The sequence below is a fragment of the Pseudomonas sp. NPDC087358 genome, assembly GCF_044900785.1.
Classification (GTDB): domain Bacteria; phylum Pseudomonadota; class Gammaproteobacteria; order Pseudomonadales; family Pseudomonadaceae; genus Aquipseudomonas.
Genome location: NZ_JBJDOA010000003.1, coordinates 116,194 through 132,229 on the forward strand (window position 1 = coordinate 116,194; position 16,036 = coordinate 132,229).

16 protein-coding genes are annotated in these 16,036 nt (G+C 60.8%); 6 read left to right on the forward strand and 10 right to left on the reverse strand.

Annotated elements, in window-relative coordinates; all coding sequences use genetic code 11:
* Positions 1-94 precede the first annotated feature (94 nt).
* Positions 95-517: a response regulator gene (locus tag ACI2KS_RS07400; RefSeq protein ID WP_404618666.1), complete on the forward strand. Its 423-nt coding sequence runs from the start codon at positions 95-97 to the stop codon at positions 515-517.
* 3 nt (positions 518-520) lie between these two features.
* Here the strand turns inward: ACI2KS_RS07400 and ACI2KS_RS07405 are convergent, their stop codons facing one another.
* Complete coding sequence (locus ACI2KS_RS07405) at positions 521-1,129, reverse strand: TetR/AcrR family transcriptional regulator (RefSeq protein WP_404618667.1); 609 nt, start codon at positions 1,127-1,129, stop codon at positions 521-523.
* 141 nt (positions 1,130-1,270) lie between these two features.
* Between ACI2KS_RS07405 and ACI2KS_RS07410 the strand changes: the two genes are divergently transcribed.
* Both ACI2KS_RS07410 and ACI2KS_RS07415 read left to right on the forward strand, forming a co-directional pair.
* Positions 1,271-2,212, forward strand: coding sequence for a DUF808 domain-containing protein (locus ACI2KS_RS07410; protein ID WP_404618669.1), 942 nt, complete (start codon positions 1,271-1,273; stop codon positions 2,210-2,212).
* Between the two features lie 31 nt (positions 2,213-2,243).
* Complete coding sequence (locus ACI2KS_RS07415; protein ID WP_404618671.1) at positions 2,244-2,468, forward strand: hypothetical protein; 225 nt, start codon at positions 2,244-2,246, stop codon at positions 2,466-2,468.
* Between the two features lie 120 nt (positions 2,469-2,588).
* On the opposite strand, the gene ACI2KS_RS07420 is transcribed toward ACI2KS_RS07415, so the two are convergent.
* On the reverse strand, positions 2,589-3,356 hold the full coding sequence (locus ACI2KS_RS07420) for a hypothetical protein (RefSeq protein ID WP_404618672.1): 768 nt from the start codon (positions 3,354-3,356) through the stop codon (positions 2,589-2,591).
* Between the two features lie 268 nt (positions 3,357-3,624).
* Here ACI2KS_RS07420 and ACI2KS_RS07425 point away from each other — a divergent pair, with 268 nt between their 5' ends.
* The gene (locus tag ACI2KS_RS07425; protein WP_404618674.1) at positions 3,625-3,933 is read left to right on the forward strand and encodes a hypothetical protein; all 309 of its coding nucleotides are present in this window, start codon (positions 3,625-3,627) and stop codon (positions 3,931-3,933) included.
* A gap of 48 nt (positions 3,934-3,981) precedes the next feature.
* Here ACI2KS_RS07425 and ACI2KS_RS07430 read toward each other — a convergent pair whose 3' ends face one another.
* From ACI2KS_RS07430 to puuE, 7 genes are all read right to left on the reverse strand, one after another.
* Positions 3,982-4,770, reverse strand: coding sequence for a hypothetical protein (locus ACI2KS_RS07430; protein ID WP_404618676.1), 789 nt, complete (start codon positions 4,768-4,770; stop codon positions 3,982-3,984).
* 383 nt (positions 4,771-5,153) lie between these two features.
* The gene (locus ACI2KS_RS07435) at positions 5,154-6,509 is read right to left on the reverse strand and encodes a nucleobase:cation symporter-2 family protein (RefSeq protein WP_404618678.1); all 1,356 of its coding nucleotides are present in this window, start codon (positions 6,507-6,509) and stop codon (positions 5,154-5,156) included.
* A gap of 193 nt (positions 6,510-6,702) precedes the next feature.
* Positions 6,703-8,001 (reverse strand): urate hydroxylase PuuD, encoded by a 1,299-nt coding sequence (locus ACI2KS_RS07440; RefSeq protein ID WP_404618680.1) that lies wholly within the window; start codon positions 7,999-8,001, stop codon positions 6,703-6,705.
* A 48-nt stretch (positions 8,002-8,049) separates the two neighbouring features.
* The gene (locus ACI2KS_RS07445; RefSeq protein ID WP_404618682.1) at positions 8,050-8,553 is read right to left on the reverse strand and encodes an ureidoglycolate lyase; all 504 of its coding nucleotides are present in this window, start codon (positions 8,551-8,553) and stop codon (positions 8,050-8,052) included.
* 171 nt (positions 8,554-8,724) lie between these two features.
* On the reverse strand, positions 8,725-9,720 hold the full coding sequence (gene alc, locus ACI2KS_RS07450) for an allantoicase (RefSeq protein WP_404618684.1): 996 nt from the start codon (positions 9,718-9,720) through the stop codon (positions 8,725-8,727).
* Between the two features lie 44 nt (positions 9,721-9,764).
* Positions 9,765-10,280: a 2-oxo-4-hydroxy-4-carboxy-5-ureidoimidazoline decarboxylase gene (gene uraD / locus ACI2KS_RS07455; protein ID WP_404618686.1), complete on the reverse strand. Its 516-nt coding sequence runs from the start codon at positions 10,278-10,280 to the stop codon at positions 9,765-9,767.
* Positions 10,277-11,203 carry an allantoinase PuuE gene (gene puuE / locus ACI2KS_RS07460; RefSeq protein ID WP_404618688.1) on the reverse strand — a complete coding sequence of 309 codons (927 nt, stop codon included), beginning with the start codon at positions 11,201-11,203 and terminating at the stop codon, positions 10,277-10,279. Before puuE ends, uraD begins: the two co-directional genes overlap by 4 nt.
* Before the next feature lie 406 nt (positions 11,204-11,609).
* Here puuE and uraH point away from each other — a divergent pair, with 406 nt between their 5' ends.
* Both uraH and ACI2KS_RS07470 read left to right on the forward strand, forming a co-directional pair.
* Positions 11,610-11,963 (forward strand): hydroxyisourate hydrolase, encoded by a 354-nt coding sequence (gene uraH, locus ACI2KS_RS07465; RefSeq protein WP_404618690.1) that lies wholly within the window; start codon positions 11,610-11,612, stop codon positions 11,961-11,963.
* A gap of 173 nt (positions 11,964-12,136) precedes the next feature.
* Positions 12,137-15,310 carry a dermonecrotic toxin domain-containing protein gene (locus ACI2KS_RS07470; RefSeq protein WP_404618692.1) on the forward strand — a complete coding sequence of 1,058 codons (3,174 nt, stop codon included), beginning with the start codon at positions 12,137-12,139 and terminating at the stop codon, positions 15,308-15,310.
* A gap of 47 nt (positions 15,311-15,357) precedes the next feature.
* On the opposite strand, the gene ACI2KS_RS07475 is transcribed toward ACI2KS_RS07470, so the two are convergent.
* Positions 15,358-15,984: a LysE family translocator gene (locus ACI2KS_RS07475; RefSeq protein WP_404618694.1), complete on the reverse strand. Its 627-nt coding sequence runs from the start codon at positions 15,982-15,984 to the stop codon at positions 15,358-15,360.
* Between the last annotated feature and the right edge of the window lie 52 nt (positions 15,985-16,036).

Genomic DNA, 16,036 nt, shown 5'->3' on the forward strand with positions numbered 1-16,036 from the left:
ACCAAATGTCATTTCCAAATGGAATTTCCAGCGCCTGCGCCGTTCACAGTACGGACAACAACCCGAGTCCAGGACAGGGCCGGCCGGGCAGGCAATGGGAAGAATTATTGTGGATGCAGCGCAAATGGCGGAAAAAGAGCAGCAAAAAAAACTGATTCTGGTCGTGGAAGACGAGTCGATCATTCGCGATTTCGTGTGCGAGATTCTTGCAGACGAAGGTTTTTCCACCTACTCGCTGGAAAGCGCCGACGCGGCGGCGAAGTATCTGGATGACAACGCTGACGGCGTGTCGCTGCTGCTGACCGATATCCTGATGCCGGGCACCTTGAACGGTGCCGACCTTGCCAACCTGTCAGGCAACAAATGGCCGCAGATTCCGATCCTGATCATGTCGGGCCACGAAACGCCGGAAAGCTCCGGCGTTCAGCACCCGGTGACGTTTATCCGCAAGCCCTGGAGTTTTGGCCAGTTGCTCGACGGCGTCGACAAGGCGCTGGAGACAGGCAAGCCGGCATAACGCTCAGCGGTCAGGCTCGCACCCCTTGAGCACCAGGCGAATGATGGTTTGGGCAGCGGCCTCGTAGTCGGCGTCATCCAGCCTGGTCTTGCCGGTGACGGTCGATATCTGCCAGTCGAAGTCGGCGTAGGTCTGCGTCGCGGCCCAGATGCTGAACATCAGATGATGGGGGTCGATCGGCGCAATAAGGCCTTCGTCAATCCAGCCCTGGATGCAGTCGATATTGTGTCTGGCCTGCCCGTTGAGCTGTTCTACCTGCTCGGGCGTCAGATGCGGCGCGCCGTGCATGATCTCGCTGGCAAATACCTTGGACGCAAACGGCAGGTCGCGCGAGATGCGGATCTTGGAGCGGATGTAGGCGCTCAGGACCTGGGCCGGTACACCTTCACGATTGAACGGCGTCGAGGCCTGCATGATCGGCTCGATGATGCTTTCGAGCACCTCGCGGTAGAGGTTTTCCTTGGATTTGAAGTAGTAGTAGACGTTAGGCTTGGGCACACCTGCCTTGGCGGCGATGTCGCTGGTCTTGCTGGCGGCGAATCCTTTGTCGGCGAATTCTTCACTGGCTGCGCGCAGGATCAGTTCTTTGTTGCGCTCGCGGATGCTGCTCATAAAGCGGAATTTCCTTGCCTGCTCGGCGGTGGCGAATGTTAGCACCGGCCTCGCGGCAGGCTCAAGATTGCTGCAAGGGCAGACTGGGACAGCGGCTCGGGCTATGCTCGGCGCTACTTTTATCTGGAAGGACGATCGCTGATGGCAGGAAGCAGTTTGTTGGTGCTGATCGACGACATCGCAACGGTGCTCGATGACGTCGCGCTGATGACCAAGATGGCGGCCAAGAAAACCGCCGGCGTGCTGGGCGATGATCTGGCGCTCAACGCCCAACAGGTCTCCGGTGTGCGCGCCGAGCGCGAGCTGCCGGTGGTGTGGGCGGTGGCCAAGGGCTCGTTCATCAACAAATTGATCCTGGTCCCGGCGGCATTGGCCATCAGCGCTTTCATCCCGTGGGCGGTGACGCCGTTGCTGATGCTCGGTGGCGCTTATCTGTGTTTCGAGGGCTTTGAAAAACTGGCGCACAAGTACCTGCACAGCGCTGAACAAGACCAGGCCGATCACGCCAGTCTGAGCGAAGCGGTGGCAGACCCGGCGACCGACCTGGTCGCCTTCGAGAAAGACAAGATCAAGGGCGCGGTGCGTACCGACTTCATCCTCTCGGCCGAAATCATCGCCATTACCCTAGGCACAGTGGCTGCGGCCTCCCTGACCCAGCAGGTCATCGTGTTGTCGGGCATTGCGATTGTCATGACCATCGGCGTGTATGGGCTGGTCGGGGTCATCGTCAAGCTCGATGATGGCGGTCTGTACCTCAGCGAGCTCAAGGGCGATGGCAGCCTGCGGCGGATGCAGCGCGGGCTGGGCCGCGGCGTGTTGAGTGCCGCACCCTACATGATGAAAAGCCTTTCGGTGATTGGCACTGCAGCGATGTTCCTGGTCGGCGGCGGCATCCTCACCCACGGCTTGCCTGTGCTGCACCACGCCATCGAAAACATCACCGCCGCCACTGCCTCTGCGGCCGGAGGCCTGGCGCTGGTCGTGCCGACCCTGCTCAATGCTGTAGCGGGGGTGATTGCCGGTGCTATTGTGTTGCTGGTGGTAATGGGAGCGGGAAAAATCTGGCGTCTTTTCAAGGCCTGAACGGGTTATTCGATGGCGAGGTGTCGGGACAATGAACAGCCCTTTGTTTTCCAGCGTGGTCGCCTACGCCCAGCACTGCGAGCGCCAGCTGGTGGAGATTCTTCATCGCCGGCCGACGCTCGACAGGCAGCAGGTCATGAGTTGGGTCGATGAGCAAAGTCACGCGATGCAAGATCGTGATCCCCTCGATCTGCTGCGTTCACTCAACGCCAGAGTGCGGGCGGGCAAGCCGTTGCCATGGGAAGCACAGCCCTGAAGCTCCGGCAGCTACACCGGGCGTGAACGCCGCCATTGGCGCGCCCGTCACACCCTGAGAGCAGCACGCCCTGCCAGCGGCGGCGTGCGCAAGATTCGCCCGTGTCGGTAAGCCGCACGGCTACGCAGCTTCTCTGTCGTCGATCTGCTCATAGGTCCTGGTGGGCTTGCGGTGATAGAACATTGCCGCCGCCACCAGCAGCACCAGGATCCCCAGCAATACCATGGACGATCCTACGGTGCCGAAGTCCAGACCGCCTTTCTCGTGTGGCTTGGTCAATACATCGCCCAGGGTTGCGCCGAATGGCCGGGTCAGCACGAAGGCGATCCAGAACAGTGCGACCGAAGACAAGCGCGTGGTGTAGTGCAGCAGGACGACCACGGCGATGGCCGAACCGATCAGCAGCGCGCCGCCCATGAAACCCAACCCCGAGTCGTCCGCCAGGAAGTCTCCCAGCGCCGTGCCCAGCGTGTTGGAAAACAGGATCGCGAACCAGTAGAACAACTCAGCCTTGAGCGTGGTCACGCGGTTCACCGACAGCGACTTTTCACTCAGGTACCAGACCGAGAAGATCGACAGCAGGATCGCTATCAGGATCGCCGAACCCGTCGCATAGCCCAGGCCCAGCGTGCGATCCATGAAATCGGATATCGTTGTGCCAGCGGTACTGGTCGAGAGAATCACCAGCCAGTACAGCGCCGGGTTGTAGCGTCTGGACGCCAGTTGGGTGATCAGCGTGACCACGAACACGCTGATCAGAATCAGCGAACTCACCAGGTAGCCGACATCCAGGGTCATCGACAGCAGATCGCCGGCGGTTTCACCCAAGGTAGTCGCACAGATTTTCATGACCCAGAACGCGAGTGTGATCTGTGGAAGTTTATTCACGAGTTATACCGAGGTGGGGGACAGAGAGGTTCAAGTACTCATCTGCCTCAGGTTGACGGTGGCCTATAGTCTGCGCAGGGCCGTCAAAAATGGGTCGTATGAAAATGAAAAGGTCATGAAACGCGGCGGCTCACGGCCAACTCTCGACTACTGGCATCCATTTGTTACAGCGCGGGTGTAAAATTTCCCACGGCGCACCACGGGATTGACCAGCCAAATCATCATCATGGAATAGAGAAAGGGAGATACACCCATGCATGGATACGGGATGTCGGGCGATTTGCTGCACCTGAGTGCTTACCTGCTGACCATCGTTGCCTGGCTTTACTTATGGATGGTCTGTGTGTTCGGCACCGGCGTGCCGTTCAGAAGAAAACTGGGTACCCACGCCTTGCTGATCTGCGCGCTGGGAGTGCCAAGCCTTGCGACTTTCATGGTCGGCGGGGCTTTGTTGTTGTTCGGTATGGAATACATCGTCTGGAGCCTGATGCTGGTCGGCTGTGCAGTGCCCCTGGCGGGTGTGGGGCTGGTCAGTCGAGACCGGCAACGGCAGGAACTCATGCAACGGCGGCGCTGAAAGGCAACGGCGGCGTGGGTCCGATTGGCAACCCGCGCCGCCAACGCATCAGAAGAACACTTTGACCAACAGGCTCGCGGTGTTCTGGTCAGTGTCGAAGTAGCGGGTGTCATTGATGCCGTACTTGTTGGTCCAGTAGTCGTACTCGATACCCACGTACAGTTGACGGTCCGGCAGGTTCAATGCTTTACCCAGGTCATATTTGATCTGCGGGTTGAAGTGCAGGTTGGAGTGGTAGTCACCTTTGGTGTTGGACTGTTTATTGTCCACTACCCAGTCCATGAAGCCGTCGATCAGGATGTCCGATTTGCCCACGGGAATGGTGTACGACCATACCGGCGTGATCTGCCAGGCGCCGTAGCCGGCACGGTGGCCGTCGTTGTAGCGCTTATAGAAGTTCAGCTGGAAGTAATCGAACCCTGGGATGTTCAGGTCAAAACCCGGACCGATCAGGTACGACTCCACATCGCCTTCACCAAACTCGTACGTACCGGCGAGCAGTACGTCCTTGATCGGTCCGAGTTCAAACTTCTGGTCAAAGATCTTGCCCATCGACAAACGCGGGGAGAACTCGCCGTAAAGCGTGTTGTTGCCCACGCCAGCATCTTTCTTGCCGTTATAGAAGATGTTGTCGACAAACAGAAAGTTGTCGCCGTACTTCCAGCCATCAGCGTGTTCGAAGGTAAAGGTCTGTTGCGTCTGCGGATTCACTTCGAAATTGGTGCCGTAAAGATACGTCAGGCTGTTGCTCTGCCATTGCAGCAGGTCGCCCGACATGGCCGGGGTGGCGGCAAGCAGGCTGCCTGCGGCCATCAGGCTGGAAAGTGTACGGTTCATGCAAATACTCCCTTGGGTGGAAAATCGTCGTTTTCTGATGTTTGGCGCTCTGTTCCGGCGCCTTGTGTGTTGCTGGCTAAGTTGTCCAAATGGTCAGCTTTGTGTTGATAGCAAAAGCTGAGCCAAGACTCTGAAAAAAAGACGAAAAGTCTCGCCGGCTGTTGTGAAAACAGTCGATTCGAGGGTTTTTCGTTGCCTTTCGATGATGCGGCGGCCGGCGAGTAAGCTGTCCGCTTAGTCAGAATATTACGACGGCCGTCTGACCCCTGCTTTTTCGGCTGCCGCCGAGCGGCGGCGGAGGATACTGACTCGCGCAGCGGTCCTCAAGTGCTCTGTGAAAGAGCACTGCAGACGAAAACAGGGCAGAGCGACCGTCGCCGGACTCAGTGCGAGTGCAGCGGCCCTGCCATGGCCGCACGCTCGGCCCCGCCAAGGACGTTGAACAGCAGGTTCAACGCCACGGCACTCAAGGTCGCCATGGCAATGCCGCTGTGGGTGATCGGGCCCATCCAGTGCGGCAGCTGGCTGAAGAACTCCGGCCGCACCACCGGGATCAGGCCCATGCCGATACTGACCGCGACCAGCAACTGATTGCGCCGGTCGGAGATGTCAGCTTCCTGAAGGATCTTGATGCCGGTAGCGGCCACCATGCCGAACATGGCAATCGCCGCGCCGCCCAGCACCGCCGGTGGAATAGACGCGACCAGGTAGGCAGCCTTGGGCAGCAGACTGAGCAGGATCAGAAACCCGCCGGCGACGATGGTCACCGAACGGCAACGCACGCCGGTCATCTGCACCAGGCCGATGTTCTGGGCGAACGAGGAGTGAGTGAAGGTGTTGAGGAAACCTGCCAGGAACGAGGCGGCGGCATCGCACAGCAGCCCGCGGCGCAGCATGCCCGGGGTGACTTCACGGTCGGTGATCTTGCCCAGCGCCAGGAACATCCCGGTGGACTCGACGAAGATAATCACCACCACCAGGCACATCGAGAGGATCGGCGCGAGGCTGAATTGCGGCATGCCAAAGTGCAGGGGCGTGACCACCTTGATCCAGTCGGCCTGGCCCAGGCCACTGAGGTCGACCATGCCGATGAAGCCGGAAAGGATGTAGCCCAGTCCCATGCCGATCAGCACCGAGATGTTCACCCAGAAGCCGTGCATGAAGCGGTTGATCAGCAGGATGGTCAACAGCACCAGCGCGGCTACGCCCAGGTACACGGGGTCACCGAAGCTGACCGCCTTGCTGCCGCCCCCGGCCCAGTTCACTGCCACCGGAAACAGCGACAGGCCGATCGAAGTGATGACGGTACCGGTCACCAACGGCGGGAAGAAGCGCACGATCTTGGACATGAAGGGGGCCACCAGCATGCCGAAGAACCCGGCGGCGATGGTCGCGCCGAAGATCCCCGGCAGGCCCACTCCAGGCATGCCGGCCATCGCCACCATGCTGCCGACTGCAGCAAAGCTGGCACCCATCATGATCGGCATGCGAATGCCCAGCGGACCGATGCCCAGTGACTGCACCACCGTGGCGATGCCGGCGACCAGCAGGTCAGCGTTGATCAGAAAAGCGATTTCTTCGCGAGAAAGGCCGGCGGCCTGGCCGATGATCAGCGGCACCGCGACGGCGCCCCCATACATCAACAGGACGTGTTGCAGGCCCACCAAAAGCAGTTGCATCAGTGGCAGGGGCTGTCGTGGTGGCGCAGCAGGGATGCGCGCGTGAGTTGACTCGGACATGCAACACCTCATTTGTTCTTATTTTTGAGTACGCCCGTTGCGGCTGGGCGGTGGAACTTTTACATCAGCTAAACGCAAGCCCCTGCAGGAGTGAGCTTGCTCGCGATAGCAATCTGGACCATGTCCTGGGTGCCGATTGACACACCGCTGTCGCGAGATCGCGAGCAAGCTCACTCCTGCGGGATCGATTACATCAGTTGGTCTGCGCCCCCTTATCGATCCACTGGCCCAACAGATCACGTTCCTGCTGGGTCATCTGGGTGATATTGCCCAGCGGCATGATCTGCGCGGTCACGGCCTGGGCCTGAATGCGCGGCGCCAGTTGCTGGATCTGTTGCGGGGTGTCGAACATGATCCCGGCGGGCGCGGTGCTGAACAGCGGGCTGGTCGGCTTGGCCGAATGACAGACCGCGCAACGCTCCTGGATCACGCTGTGAACCTTGTCGAAATCCGCGCCGCCATTGGTGCTCGCCTGAGCGGGCGCTGCAGCAGGGGCGGGTGGCACTTCAGGTTTCGCTTCGTCGGCGCGATGACCGCCAATGGCGGTTGCCGGCAGCGGCTGATATTCGATTTTTGCCACCTCCGGACCACGTGGCATTTGCGCAGGGCCTGTGACATAGGCCAGGCAGATCATGCCCAGTGCGCCGACCGGCAAGGCCCAGGCGAACTTGTGGCTGTTGTGGCGGGTGTTGAAGTAGTGACGAACCAACACCGCACACACCGCAATCCCGGCCAGGATCAACCAGTTGTACTGGCTGCCGTAAGTGCTCGGGAAGTGGTTGCTGATCATGATGAACAGCACCGGCAGGGTGAAGTAGTTGTTGTGGCGCGAACGCAGCAGACCTTTGGCCGGCAACGACGGGTCCGGTGTGCGGTTCTCGGCGATGGCCGCGACCAGCGCGCGCTGCGCCGGCATGATGATGCGGAACACGTTGCCGACCATGATCGTGCCCAGGATCGCGCCGGTGTGTAGGTAGGCGCCGCGGCCGCTGAACACTTGGGTGAAGCCGTAGCAGGCGGCGATGACCAGCACGAACAGCACCAGACCCAGCAGCCCGGGGCGTTTGCCCAGTGGCGAGTCGCAGAGCACGTCGTAGATGAACCAGCTGGCAATCAGCGAGCCGATGCCGATGGCGATGCCTTCGGCGCCGCTCAGGCCGCTGCCGGGCGCCAGCAGGTAAAGCGTGGGGTTGGAGTAGAACACGATGCACAACAGCGCAACGCCGGACATCCAGGTCCAGTAGGCCTCCCATTTGAACCAGTGCAGGTTGTCCGGCATGGTCGGTGGGGCCAGCTTGTATTTTTCCAGGTGGTAGATACCGCCGCCGTGAATCGCCCACAAGTCGCCAGACAGGCCGTCACGAGGGTTGGCACGGTTGAGATTGTTCTCCAGCCAGACGAAGTAAAAGGATGCGCCGATCCAGGCGATCCCGACGATCATGTGAATCCAGCGCACGCCCAGATTCAGCCATTCCATCAGATGTGCTGCCACAGTCTTTACCGTTAGTCTTCTGCTACTTAACGAGCAGTCAGACCCTCTTTATTGTTGGGGATCGAGAATCATTTTCTGACTCTCTTCGAAGAAATGCTCATCGCAGTTATTGCCACTGCCACTGCGATCAACCACCAGGAAGTCATCCCGCTTTTCGATCGTCAGCACCGGGTGGTGCCAGACGCCGCGATGGTAATTAACACCCTGCCTGCCATTGGTGATGAAGGCGCGGGTCAACTCGGGTTCAGGTACATCGCCAAATGGCGCGACCACGACCAGAAAAGGGTTGCCGAGCAGCGGAATGAAAGCCTGGCTGCCCAGCGGATGGCGCTCCAGCATGCTCACGGTCAACGGCATGTCCTGCGTGTCGGCGCGGAAAATACTGATGATCGCCTTGTCGTCCGGCGCTGCCGTTTCGACCTCGGCCAGACGATGGAAGCGCATGGTCGAGCCGTTGTTGATCATGAAATGATCGCTGCCATCGGTTTCGATGACATCACCGAAAGCGGCGAAGGCTTCTTTGGTCAACGGTTCGATAATCAGTTTGCGCATGCTGGTTCTTCTGTTCTCTTGATTGACGAATCATCTGTAGCAGTGAGCTTGCTCGCGATTGCCATATGTCTGAAACGCCTGTGATGGCTGATTAGACGCTATCGCGAGCAAGCTCACTCCTACAGGTTTTTGTGTTGTCCGTTCCTGCATCGTGCGGGAACGGCACCCCCTTTATTTCGCCACTTTGCCCAACACTCGCAGACGGCTCACACCGCCATCGGGGAACACGTTCAGGCGGATGTGGGTGATCGGGCCCAGCGCCTTGATCTGCTCGACGAAGCTGTGCTCGGCGTGCATTTCCAGTTTCTGGCTAGGCAGCAGTTCGCGCCAGAACAGGCTCTGGGTTTCGATCTGGCTGTCGGTGCCGCCTTTGACGAATGCGCCCTGGATCGAGCAGCTGTCCGGGTAGTTGCCTTTGAAGTGCAGGGTGTCGACGACGATCTGCTCCACTTCGCCGGCATGACCCAACGCCACGATCACCCAGTCATTGCCCGGTGTGCGGCGACGTGCGGTTTCCCAGCCGTCGCCCATGTTCACGCCACGGCCGGGGTTGAGGATGTTGCTCATGCGCCCGAAATGCTCATCGGAGCAGGCCAGCGCGCGACCGCCATTGAGGGCTGCGGCCAGGTCGATCTGTTCGTTGTCACCCACCGCCGACCAGTCACGATGCGGCACGCCGTACACGCGCAAGCGGGCCACGCCGCCGTCCGGGTAGATGTTGAAGCGCAGGTGGCTGTAGGCCTTGCTGTCGCTGATTTCGTGGTAGTGATGGCTGTCGCCCTTGAGCTCCACGGCCGACAACACTTCAGTCCATACAGTGTTTTCGTCCGGCTCGCCCGAGGCCAGGAAGCAGGCTTGCAGCGATGCCGACGGCGGGTAGTTGCCGGTGAAGAACGAGGTGTCGATGTCCACGCCCTTGATCGAGCCTGCCACGCCCAGGCGGATCACTGCGCTGTCATAACCTTCGAAGCGCTTGCGGCGCGACTCCCAGCCGTCCATCCATTTGCCGTTGTCGTCGAACACGCCTTCTTTCCACACAGCCGGGGTCGGCTGGAACAGGCGGTTGGCATCGGCGAACCAGTCATCGGTGACGGAGAGGATCCTGGTGCCCAGACGAGCATCGGCCAGGTTGACGAATTTTTCGAAGGGTACGGCGTAAGCTTTCATTCTTTTTGTCTGCCTTTAGTTAAGGGCGTGGGGATGGTCAGGGCTCAAAGGGTTTGCAAGCGGAACATCGCGATCTTGTTGATCTCGGCCAGCGCGCAGGCGAACTCGGCGTCTGCCGGGTTGTGAATGCGCGTTTCGAATGCCGCGAGGATCTGATGCCGGTTGCTGCCTTTTACCGCCATGATGAAGGGGAACGCGAACTTGGCCTTGTAGGCGTCGTTCAGCTCGGTGAAGCGTGAAAACTCCTCAGCCGTGCATTGGTGGATACCGGCGCCAGCCTGTTCATGAGTGCTGGCTTCGGTCAGTTGGCCTTGCACGGCGGCTTTGCCGGCAAGATCCGGGTGAGCGTTGATCAGTGCCAGTTGCGTGGCGTGATCGGCGCTCAACAGGATATCGCTCATACGGGCATGCAGGGTCTCGATGTCGTCGAGGTCAGCTCCCTGTCCCAGGTCGTATGCCTTTTCGGCGACCCAGGGCGAATGCTCGTAGATGTCCGCGAAGGCTTCGACGAAGGCTTCGCGGGTAAGAGAGGAGGGTGTCAGGGTCTGGAAACGGCTCATTTGGCGTCCCCTTTGAACGGGTGTACGTCGTGCCAGTGACGGGCAATCTCGACGCGACGGGCGAACCACACCTGCTCATGGCCTTTGACGTATTCCAGAAAACGCTGCAGCGAAGCCAGACGCGCAGGGCGGCCGATCAGGCGGCAATGCAGGCCGATCGAAAGCATTTTCGGGGCTTCGGCGCCTTCGGCGTACAGCACGTCGAAAGCGTCCTTGAGGTAATCGAAGAAATCATCGCCCTTGTTGAAACCCTGCACCTGGGTGAAGCGCATGTCGTTGGTGTCCAGGGTGTAGGGAATGACCAGGTGCGGCTTGCCGGTGGTGTTGTTCGGCTCCCAGTACGGCAGGTCGTCGTCATAGGTGTCGCAGTCGTAGAGGAAACCGCCTTCTTCCATTACCAGGCGCCGGGTGTTGGGGCCGGTGCGACCGGTGTACCAGCCCAGCGGACGCTCGCCGGTGAGCTCGGTGAGGATACGGATCGCTTCGAGCATGTGCTCGCGCTCCTGGGCCTCGTCCATGTTCTGGTAGTCGATCCAGCGGTAGCCATGGCTGCAGATCTCGTGACCGGCCTCGACCATTGCGCGGATCACGTCCGGGTGACGCTGGGCGGCCATGGCCACGGCGAAGATGGTCAGTGGAATGTCGAATTGCTTGAACAGCTTGAGCACGCGCCACACGCCGGCACGGCTGCCGTATTCATAGAGCGATTCCATGCTCATGTTGCGCTGGCCTTGCAACGGCTGGGCGGCGACCATCTCGGACAGGAACGCTTCGGATTCCTTGTCGCCGTGCAGGATGTTGCGCTCGCCGCCTTCCTCGTAATTGAGTACGAACGACAGCGCGATCCGGGCATTGCCTGGCCAGTGTGGGTGGGGCGGGTTACTGCCGTAACCGATCAGGTCGCGTGGATAGTCGGCGCTCACTGCAATCTTCCTTATCTACGTGTTGTCTGTGGCGGGCCGTCATCGATCGTGCATCGTGGGATGATCAGGATCTGCGGCACCGTCGCTGCGATGGGTAGATTGTATACAACTTTATTCACGATTTGTAAGCCTGTTTTTTCGCTTTTTGCCTGCCGTACGTCACTGCAAGAAACTTGCCTGAGTGGTCAGGATCGATGGATAAACCCCAATACTTTCCGAGATCCCTGTTAAATCGGGGGTTAGGGGCAAGGGGCAAACAAGCCTTCCGGAAAAGTCGTTTTTATTGTGTACAATCTCGGTTAAAAGTGTCTTAATCGTTCATCGCTCGCATCCTGGCAGCGGCTTTTGCGGCACTAAAAGGGTGCGTTGCCCGACTTCCAACCATCAAGTGAGGCACTGACAAGCCATGGGACGACTGACCACACACGTGCTGGACGCTGCGCACGGCTGCCCCGGCAGCGCCATCCGGGTTGCCCTGTATCGGGTCGAAGGCGAGCATCTGGAGAAAATCGCCGAGGCGCTGACCAACAGCGACGGACGCTGTGACGCGCCACTGCTGCAAGGCGACGATTACCGTTCGGGCGTCTATCAACTGCAGTTTCACGCTGGCGATTATTTCCGCACCAAGGGCGTGAAACTGGGCGATCAGGCGTTTCTCGACGAGGTGGTGCTGCGTTTCGGCATCGATGCCGGACAGGACCATTACCACGTACCGCTGCTGATTTCGCCGTACAGCTATTCGACCTATCGCGGTAGCTAGGCCACCGGTTTCATCCGCTTCATTGCTTTGCCCCTGTTCCTCTTGCCCGCCCCACACTGCGGGCTTTTTTTCGTCCTCGATTCGGCCGGCTGTCGACGATACATATGTATGTAGGGCCGCAAGCTGAAGATGTGGACACTCCGGCGTTATCCAATCCGTGTCGGAGAACACCCATGAGTACAGATGTTTTGCGCCCGCTCGACCTGCTGTCGACGCAGCAGATGGCTGACCCGGCCCTGCAGGAAATCGCCCTGCCGATGCCGCGGTGGCTGAGCGCGGCAGACCAGGACGTTCGTGATGAATACGCCCGGCAACTGATCGCCTACCATGGCGCCGCCAACCGGCTTGAAGCGCACCTGGACCAAGTGCTTGCGACATTCGAAGACTTTGTTCACGAACGCCTGGCTGCGCGAATCAGCACGGATCTGGGCGCCGATATCGATCCCGATAGCGTCGTCATCGATCTGCCTGAAAGCGTCTGGCGCGACTACGACATCGACCCGCAGTTCGGCCGGGTGAGAAGCTACTCGGCGCCTTGGGTGGCCAGCACTGAGCGCGAGCAATTGAGCCTGACCGAACTTGCCCGGCGCAACTTCGACGCGGACGACGAGCAGATGGCGCGCAGGTTCGACTTTGCCCACATCGAGCAAAGCCGGCCGCCGGTCGCAGGCCTGAGCGCAACCTGGGTGCACGCTGTGATACCTCAGCTGAACGTGACCCAGGCCTATCGCGACCGGCTCAATGAAGTGTTTGCCCCACCGCCTATGGAAACGGCCGAACAACAGCGCGCCGCCGACTTGCTGCTTGAACCCTACGAACGCGAGATCCAGCTGCAGGCCTTCTGCGAATCGGTTCGTCAGCGGTTGAGCGAGGAGGGCGTGCAGATGCTCAGGTTGGCGGCGCAGGCGCGGACCCGGGCCGAAACCGACGCCGCCGGTCTTCAAATGAACTGGCTGCAATTCAAGCCGGGCGTATCGCTCAGCGGCGAGCAGGACTGCCATACGCTCAGCGGCCTGTGCCTGATCTGTGACCGACGCACCGGCCGCACGCTGATCTGGCTGCCGGGCGCTCCGGCCGATCTGGTGGTCATCGAAGCCCGCGATCCGGCGCTTGCCCGTTCACGGCTGATCCACCAACTGCTCAGCACCCCTGCATTGATCGATTACCTGGCCGAGCGCACGCTGGATGTGGCGAACACGGCGCGTCACGTCAGCTATATCAATCAGGCGCTGCTGCGTGGCTTCGAGGGTTTTATCGACTTTGTGCCGGCGCTCGATCTGCAACTCGCCGCCCAGCAGCTGCAGGCGCGTGCCCGGTCCCTGCAGCGGATGAGCCAGGTCGGCGCCCGGAGTACGTCGGACATCAGGGATGAGCGCAACAGGCAGCGCAACGACGGGCTGTTGATGTATTTCAGGGCAATGCTCGGCGTGCTGCCCGGCATCGGCACGCTGATCAGTGTGCAGGATGGCTGGAACAGCGGGCATGAAGCAGCGCAGGCGTTCGGCGCTGGCCGGCCCGATGAGGGCCTTGTGGCCTCGGGTGCAGTGGCCATGAGTGTGCTGGACGTGGCGTTATCGATCGTGCCCGGCGCGTTGACCATTTGCCTGCTGGCCAAGGCCGGGCGCGGCAGCAGCGCGTTGCGCGCAGCGGCATCGGTCGCCCGCAGGCCTGTGCTTAACGCGTTCGAGGGTTATCAAGCGAACACCTCGTTGATCGGCGCACGCCCGCAATCAGGCCGCGATATCGGCACGCTGCTCAAGGACGGGCAGCTGTGGATCGAGCACGAGGGGCAGGCATACGCGGTCTATCGGCGCAGTGGCGAGCAGACCCTGCGGCTGAGAAAAACAGCCGTCCATGGCTACGAGCCGCCGGTGCGTTTCGAGCACGGCAGCTGGGTGTATCACAGCGACCTCGGGTTGAAGGGAGGCGGGGGCTCAAGCATCGCTGAGTCACTGATCGCCAACGCCAATCCCGACCCTGCATTCAACCGTCGCCATGCTCGACGCTTGCTTGATCAATTTGAATTCCCGGCCGATCGCCAGCGGCGCATGGAGTTGGACATCGCCGTGCACTACCAGACGCACCGGGCGGTGCCCGACTGGGCCCAAGCCTACCGCCGCGCGCCAGCGACCGCAGACACGTCGCCTCAACCCGGCCCCAGCGGGGTCAAGCGTAAACACCCGCCTGAGACGGACACTTCAGCTGCGCGCTCCGCCGAGGCCGAAACCGGCGCCGCCAATGTGCCAGCCAGCGCACCGCACCCGGCCAATGCCGGCGACAGCTGGAAGCGCTGGGCACGACCGTTGCCCGAAAACGCCGGTGCGTTGCAGCAGGTCGAGATGCATCCGCCGATCTTCCGCCTGGCGGACGAGCCGGGCGGCGAGTTCATCCTGATGGACGGCTCGCGCTACGACGTGCTGCCACGCGGCGCCAGTCAGCACCCGAGCATCGTCTTCCTGAAAAACCCGAGCATGACCAAAGACAGTTTCTCCGGCCTTAACCAAAGCATCCGCCGCAACCCGTTCGATCAACCCATCATGGCCTCGCATACGGATGGTCAATGGACGGTGCATGGCCCTCTGTTCAAGCGCAGGCTTCAAGACCTTGTCGAACAGGCGCGTCCGGGCATGACTGCGGTGAGCAACCGGATCCTCGCGGAAAAGGTCTTCCACGGCGCCGACCACGCGCATGAAGGGCTGACGGCCTCACGGCTGATCAACCTCAGAGCCACGCTCAATGCCTGGCAGAACGGTCAGCTGGCGCCGCTGGTCAACCTGAACGATCCGCTGTTGATGCTCGAGGGGGCGACGGTGACAGGCATCGGCAGTTTTTCGCCGCGCATCAGGCTCAGTTACGGGCCTTCGCTGCAGCCATTCCAGCGTCTGGATTTCACCACCGGCGACCCCGCCCTGAGCCGGCTGCTGGACACTGCCCTATCAGGAAGCCATCTGGGGATCGCCGGGAAAAACAGCGTTCGCCAGTTCATGTCGGCATTGATCAGCCGAGCGGGTTATAGCCTGGTCTCGGCCCAGGATGCGGTGTTGCAGGTGCGCTCGATCCTGCTGTTCCGGCGACCCGGCCAAGAGCAGCTGTACATGCTCAAGATGCGTTTCTTTTCCGGAGCGCATACCGAGTTTCGGGTGAAGAATCTCGACGACCCGGTCACCCTGTCCAATCGCTGGATCGACGAGTGGCTGCTCGCCTGTCCCGATGAAAACGCGCTCAAGGTCATGGTCGAAGCGCGGGATCAAGGGCGCCTGATCAAGCTGGTGGGGGGGATCAAGACCAGCGGTAACCTTCAGCCTCAGACGCAGGTGTTCGTGCAGCGGATCGCGGGGGATTTCTGATGCGGCGAGGCCGCTGCCGGTCACGCTCGGCAGCGGCCATGCGCTGATCAGCGGCTGAGCAAAGCCGCTGTGCCGGCTGCACCGAACAGCCCGGCGCTGACCCGGTTGAACCAGCTCTGGCCCTTGCCGCTGCGCAGATAACGGGCCGCGCCCTGGGCACTCAAGCCGTAAAACAGCTTGCAGGCCAGATCGAGCAGGGTCCAGCTGATGATCATGGTGATCAGCTGGCCGACAAAAGGCTGGTCGGCCTTGAGAAATTGCGGCAGGAATGCGGCGAAGAACAGGATGTCCTTCGGGTTGCTGGCGCCGAGCACGAATGCACGCCCGAACAGCGAGGCAAACCGCGGATTGCTCTGCGCCGCCGGGACCTGGGCCGCGCTGGCGGGCTGGCGCGATTGCCTCCAGCTCTGCCACGCCAGATAAAACAGATACAGCCCGCCGACGATTTTCAGTGCGCTGAACACTTGCTCCGACGCCATCAGCAGCGCGCCCAGGCCCAGGGCCGAAGCGCTGAGCAGACAGATCGACGCGCAGACCCCGCCGAGAAATGCCGGGTACGAGCGCAGCAGGCCGTAGTTGAGGCTGTTGCCGATCATCAGCAGCGACAACGGGCCTGGGATCAGGATGACCACCAGTGCAGCGCCGCTGAACAGCAGCCAGGTTTCCAGGGACATCAATACCTCTCCTTATGGTTTTGCCAGACCCTACAGGCCTTACTTCGCTGCC

Excerpts from the sequence above, each read along its gene's own strand:
- ACI2KS_RS07470 (WP_404618692.1), top strand. The coding sequence starts at position 12,137 with ATGAGTACAGATGTTTTGCGCCCGCTCGACCTGCTGTCGACGCAGCAG.
- ACI2KS_RS07415 (WP_404618671.1), top strand. The coding sequence starts at position 2,244 with ATGAACAGCCCTTTGTTTTCCAGCGTGGTCGCCTACGCCCAGCACTGC.
- ACI2KS_RS07400 (WP_404618666.1), top strand. The coding sequence starts at position 95 with ATGGGAAGAATTATTGTGGATGCAGCGCAAATGGCGGAAAAAGAGCAG.
- ACI2KS_RS07405 (WP_404618667.1), bottom strand. The coding sequence starts at position 1,129 with ATGAGCAGCATCCGCGAGCGCAACAAAGAACTGATCCTGCGCGCAGCC.
- ACI2KS_RS07425 (WP_404618674.1), top strand. The coding sequence starts at position 3,625 with ATGTCGGGCGATTTGCTGCACCTGAGTGCTTACCTGCTGACCATCGTT.
- ACI2KS_RS07445 (WP_404618682.1), bottom strand. The coding sequence starts at position 8,553 with ATGCGCAAACTGATTATCGAACCGTTGACCAAAGAAGCCTTCGCCGCT.
- ACI2KS_RS07435 (WP_404618678.1), bottom strand. The coding sequence starts at position 6,509 with ATGTCCGAGTCAACTCACGCGCGCATCCCTGCTGCGCCACCACGACAG.
- ACI2KS_RS07410 (WP_404618669.1), top strand. The coding sequence starts at position 1,271 with ATGGCAGGAAGCAGTTTGTTGGTGCTGATCGACGACATCGCAACGGTG.
- ACI2KS_RS07430 (WP_404618676.1), bottom strand. The coding sequence starts at position 4,770 with ATGAACCGTACACTTTCCAGCCTGATGGCCGCAGGCAGCCTGCTTGCC.
- uraD (WP_404618686.1), bottom strand. The coding sequence starts at position 10,280 with ATGAGCCGTTTCCAGACCCTGACACCCTCCTCTCTTACCCGCGAAGCC.
- uraH (WP_404618690.1), top strand. The coding sequence starts at position 11,610 with ATGGGACGACTGACCACACACGTGCTGGACGCTGCGCACGGCTGCCCC.
- alc (WP_404618684.1), bottom strand. The coding sequence starts at position 9,720 with ATGAAAGCTTACGCCGTACCCTTCGAAAAATTCGTCAACCTGGCCGAT.
- ACI2KS_RS07475 (WP_404618694.1), bottom strand. The coding sequence starts at position 15,984 with ATGTCCCTGGAAACCTGGCTGCTGTTCAGCGGCGCTGCACTGGTGGTC.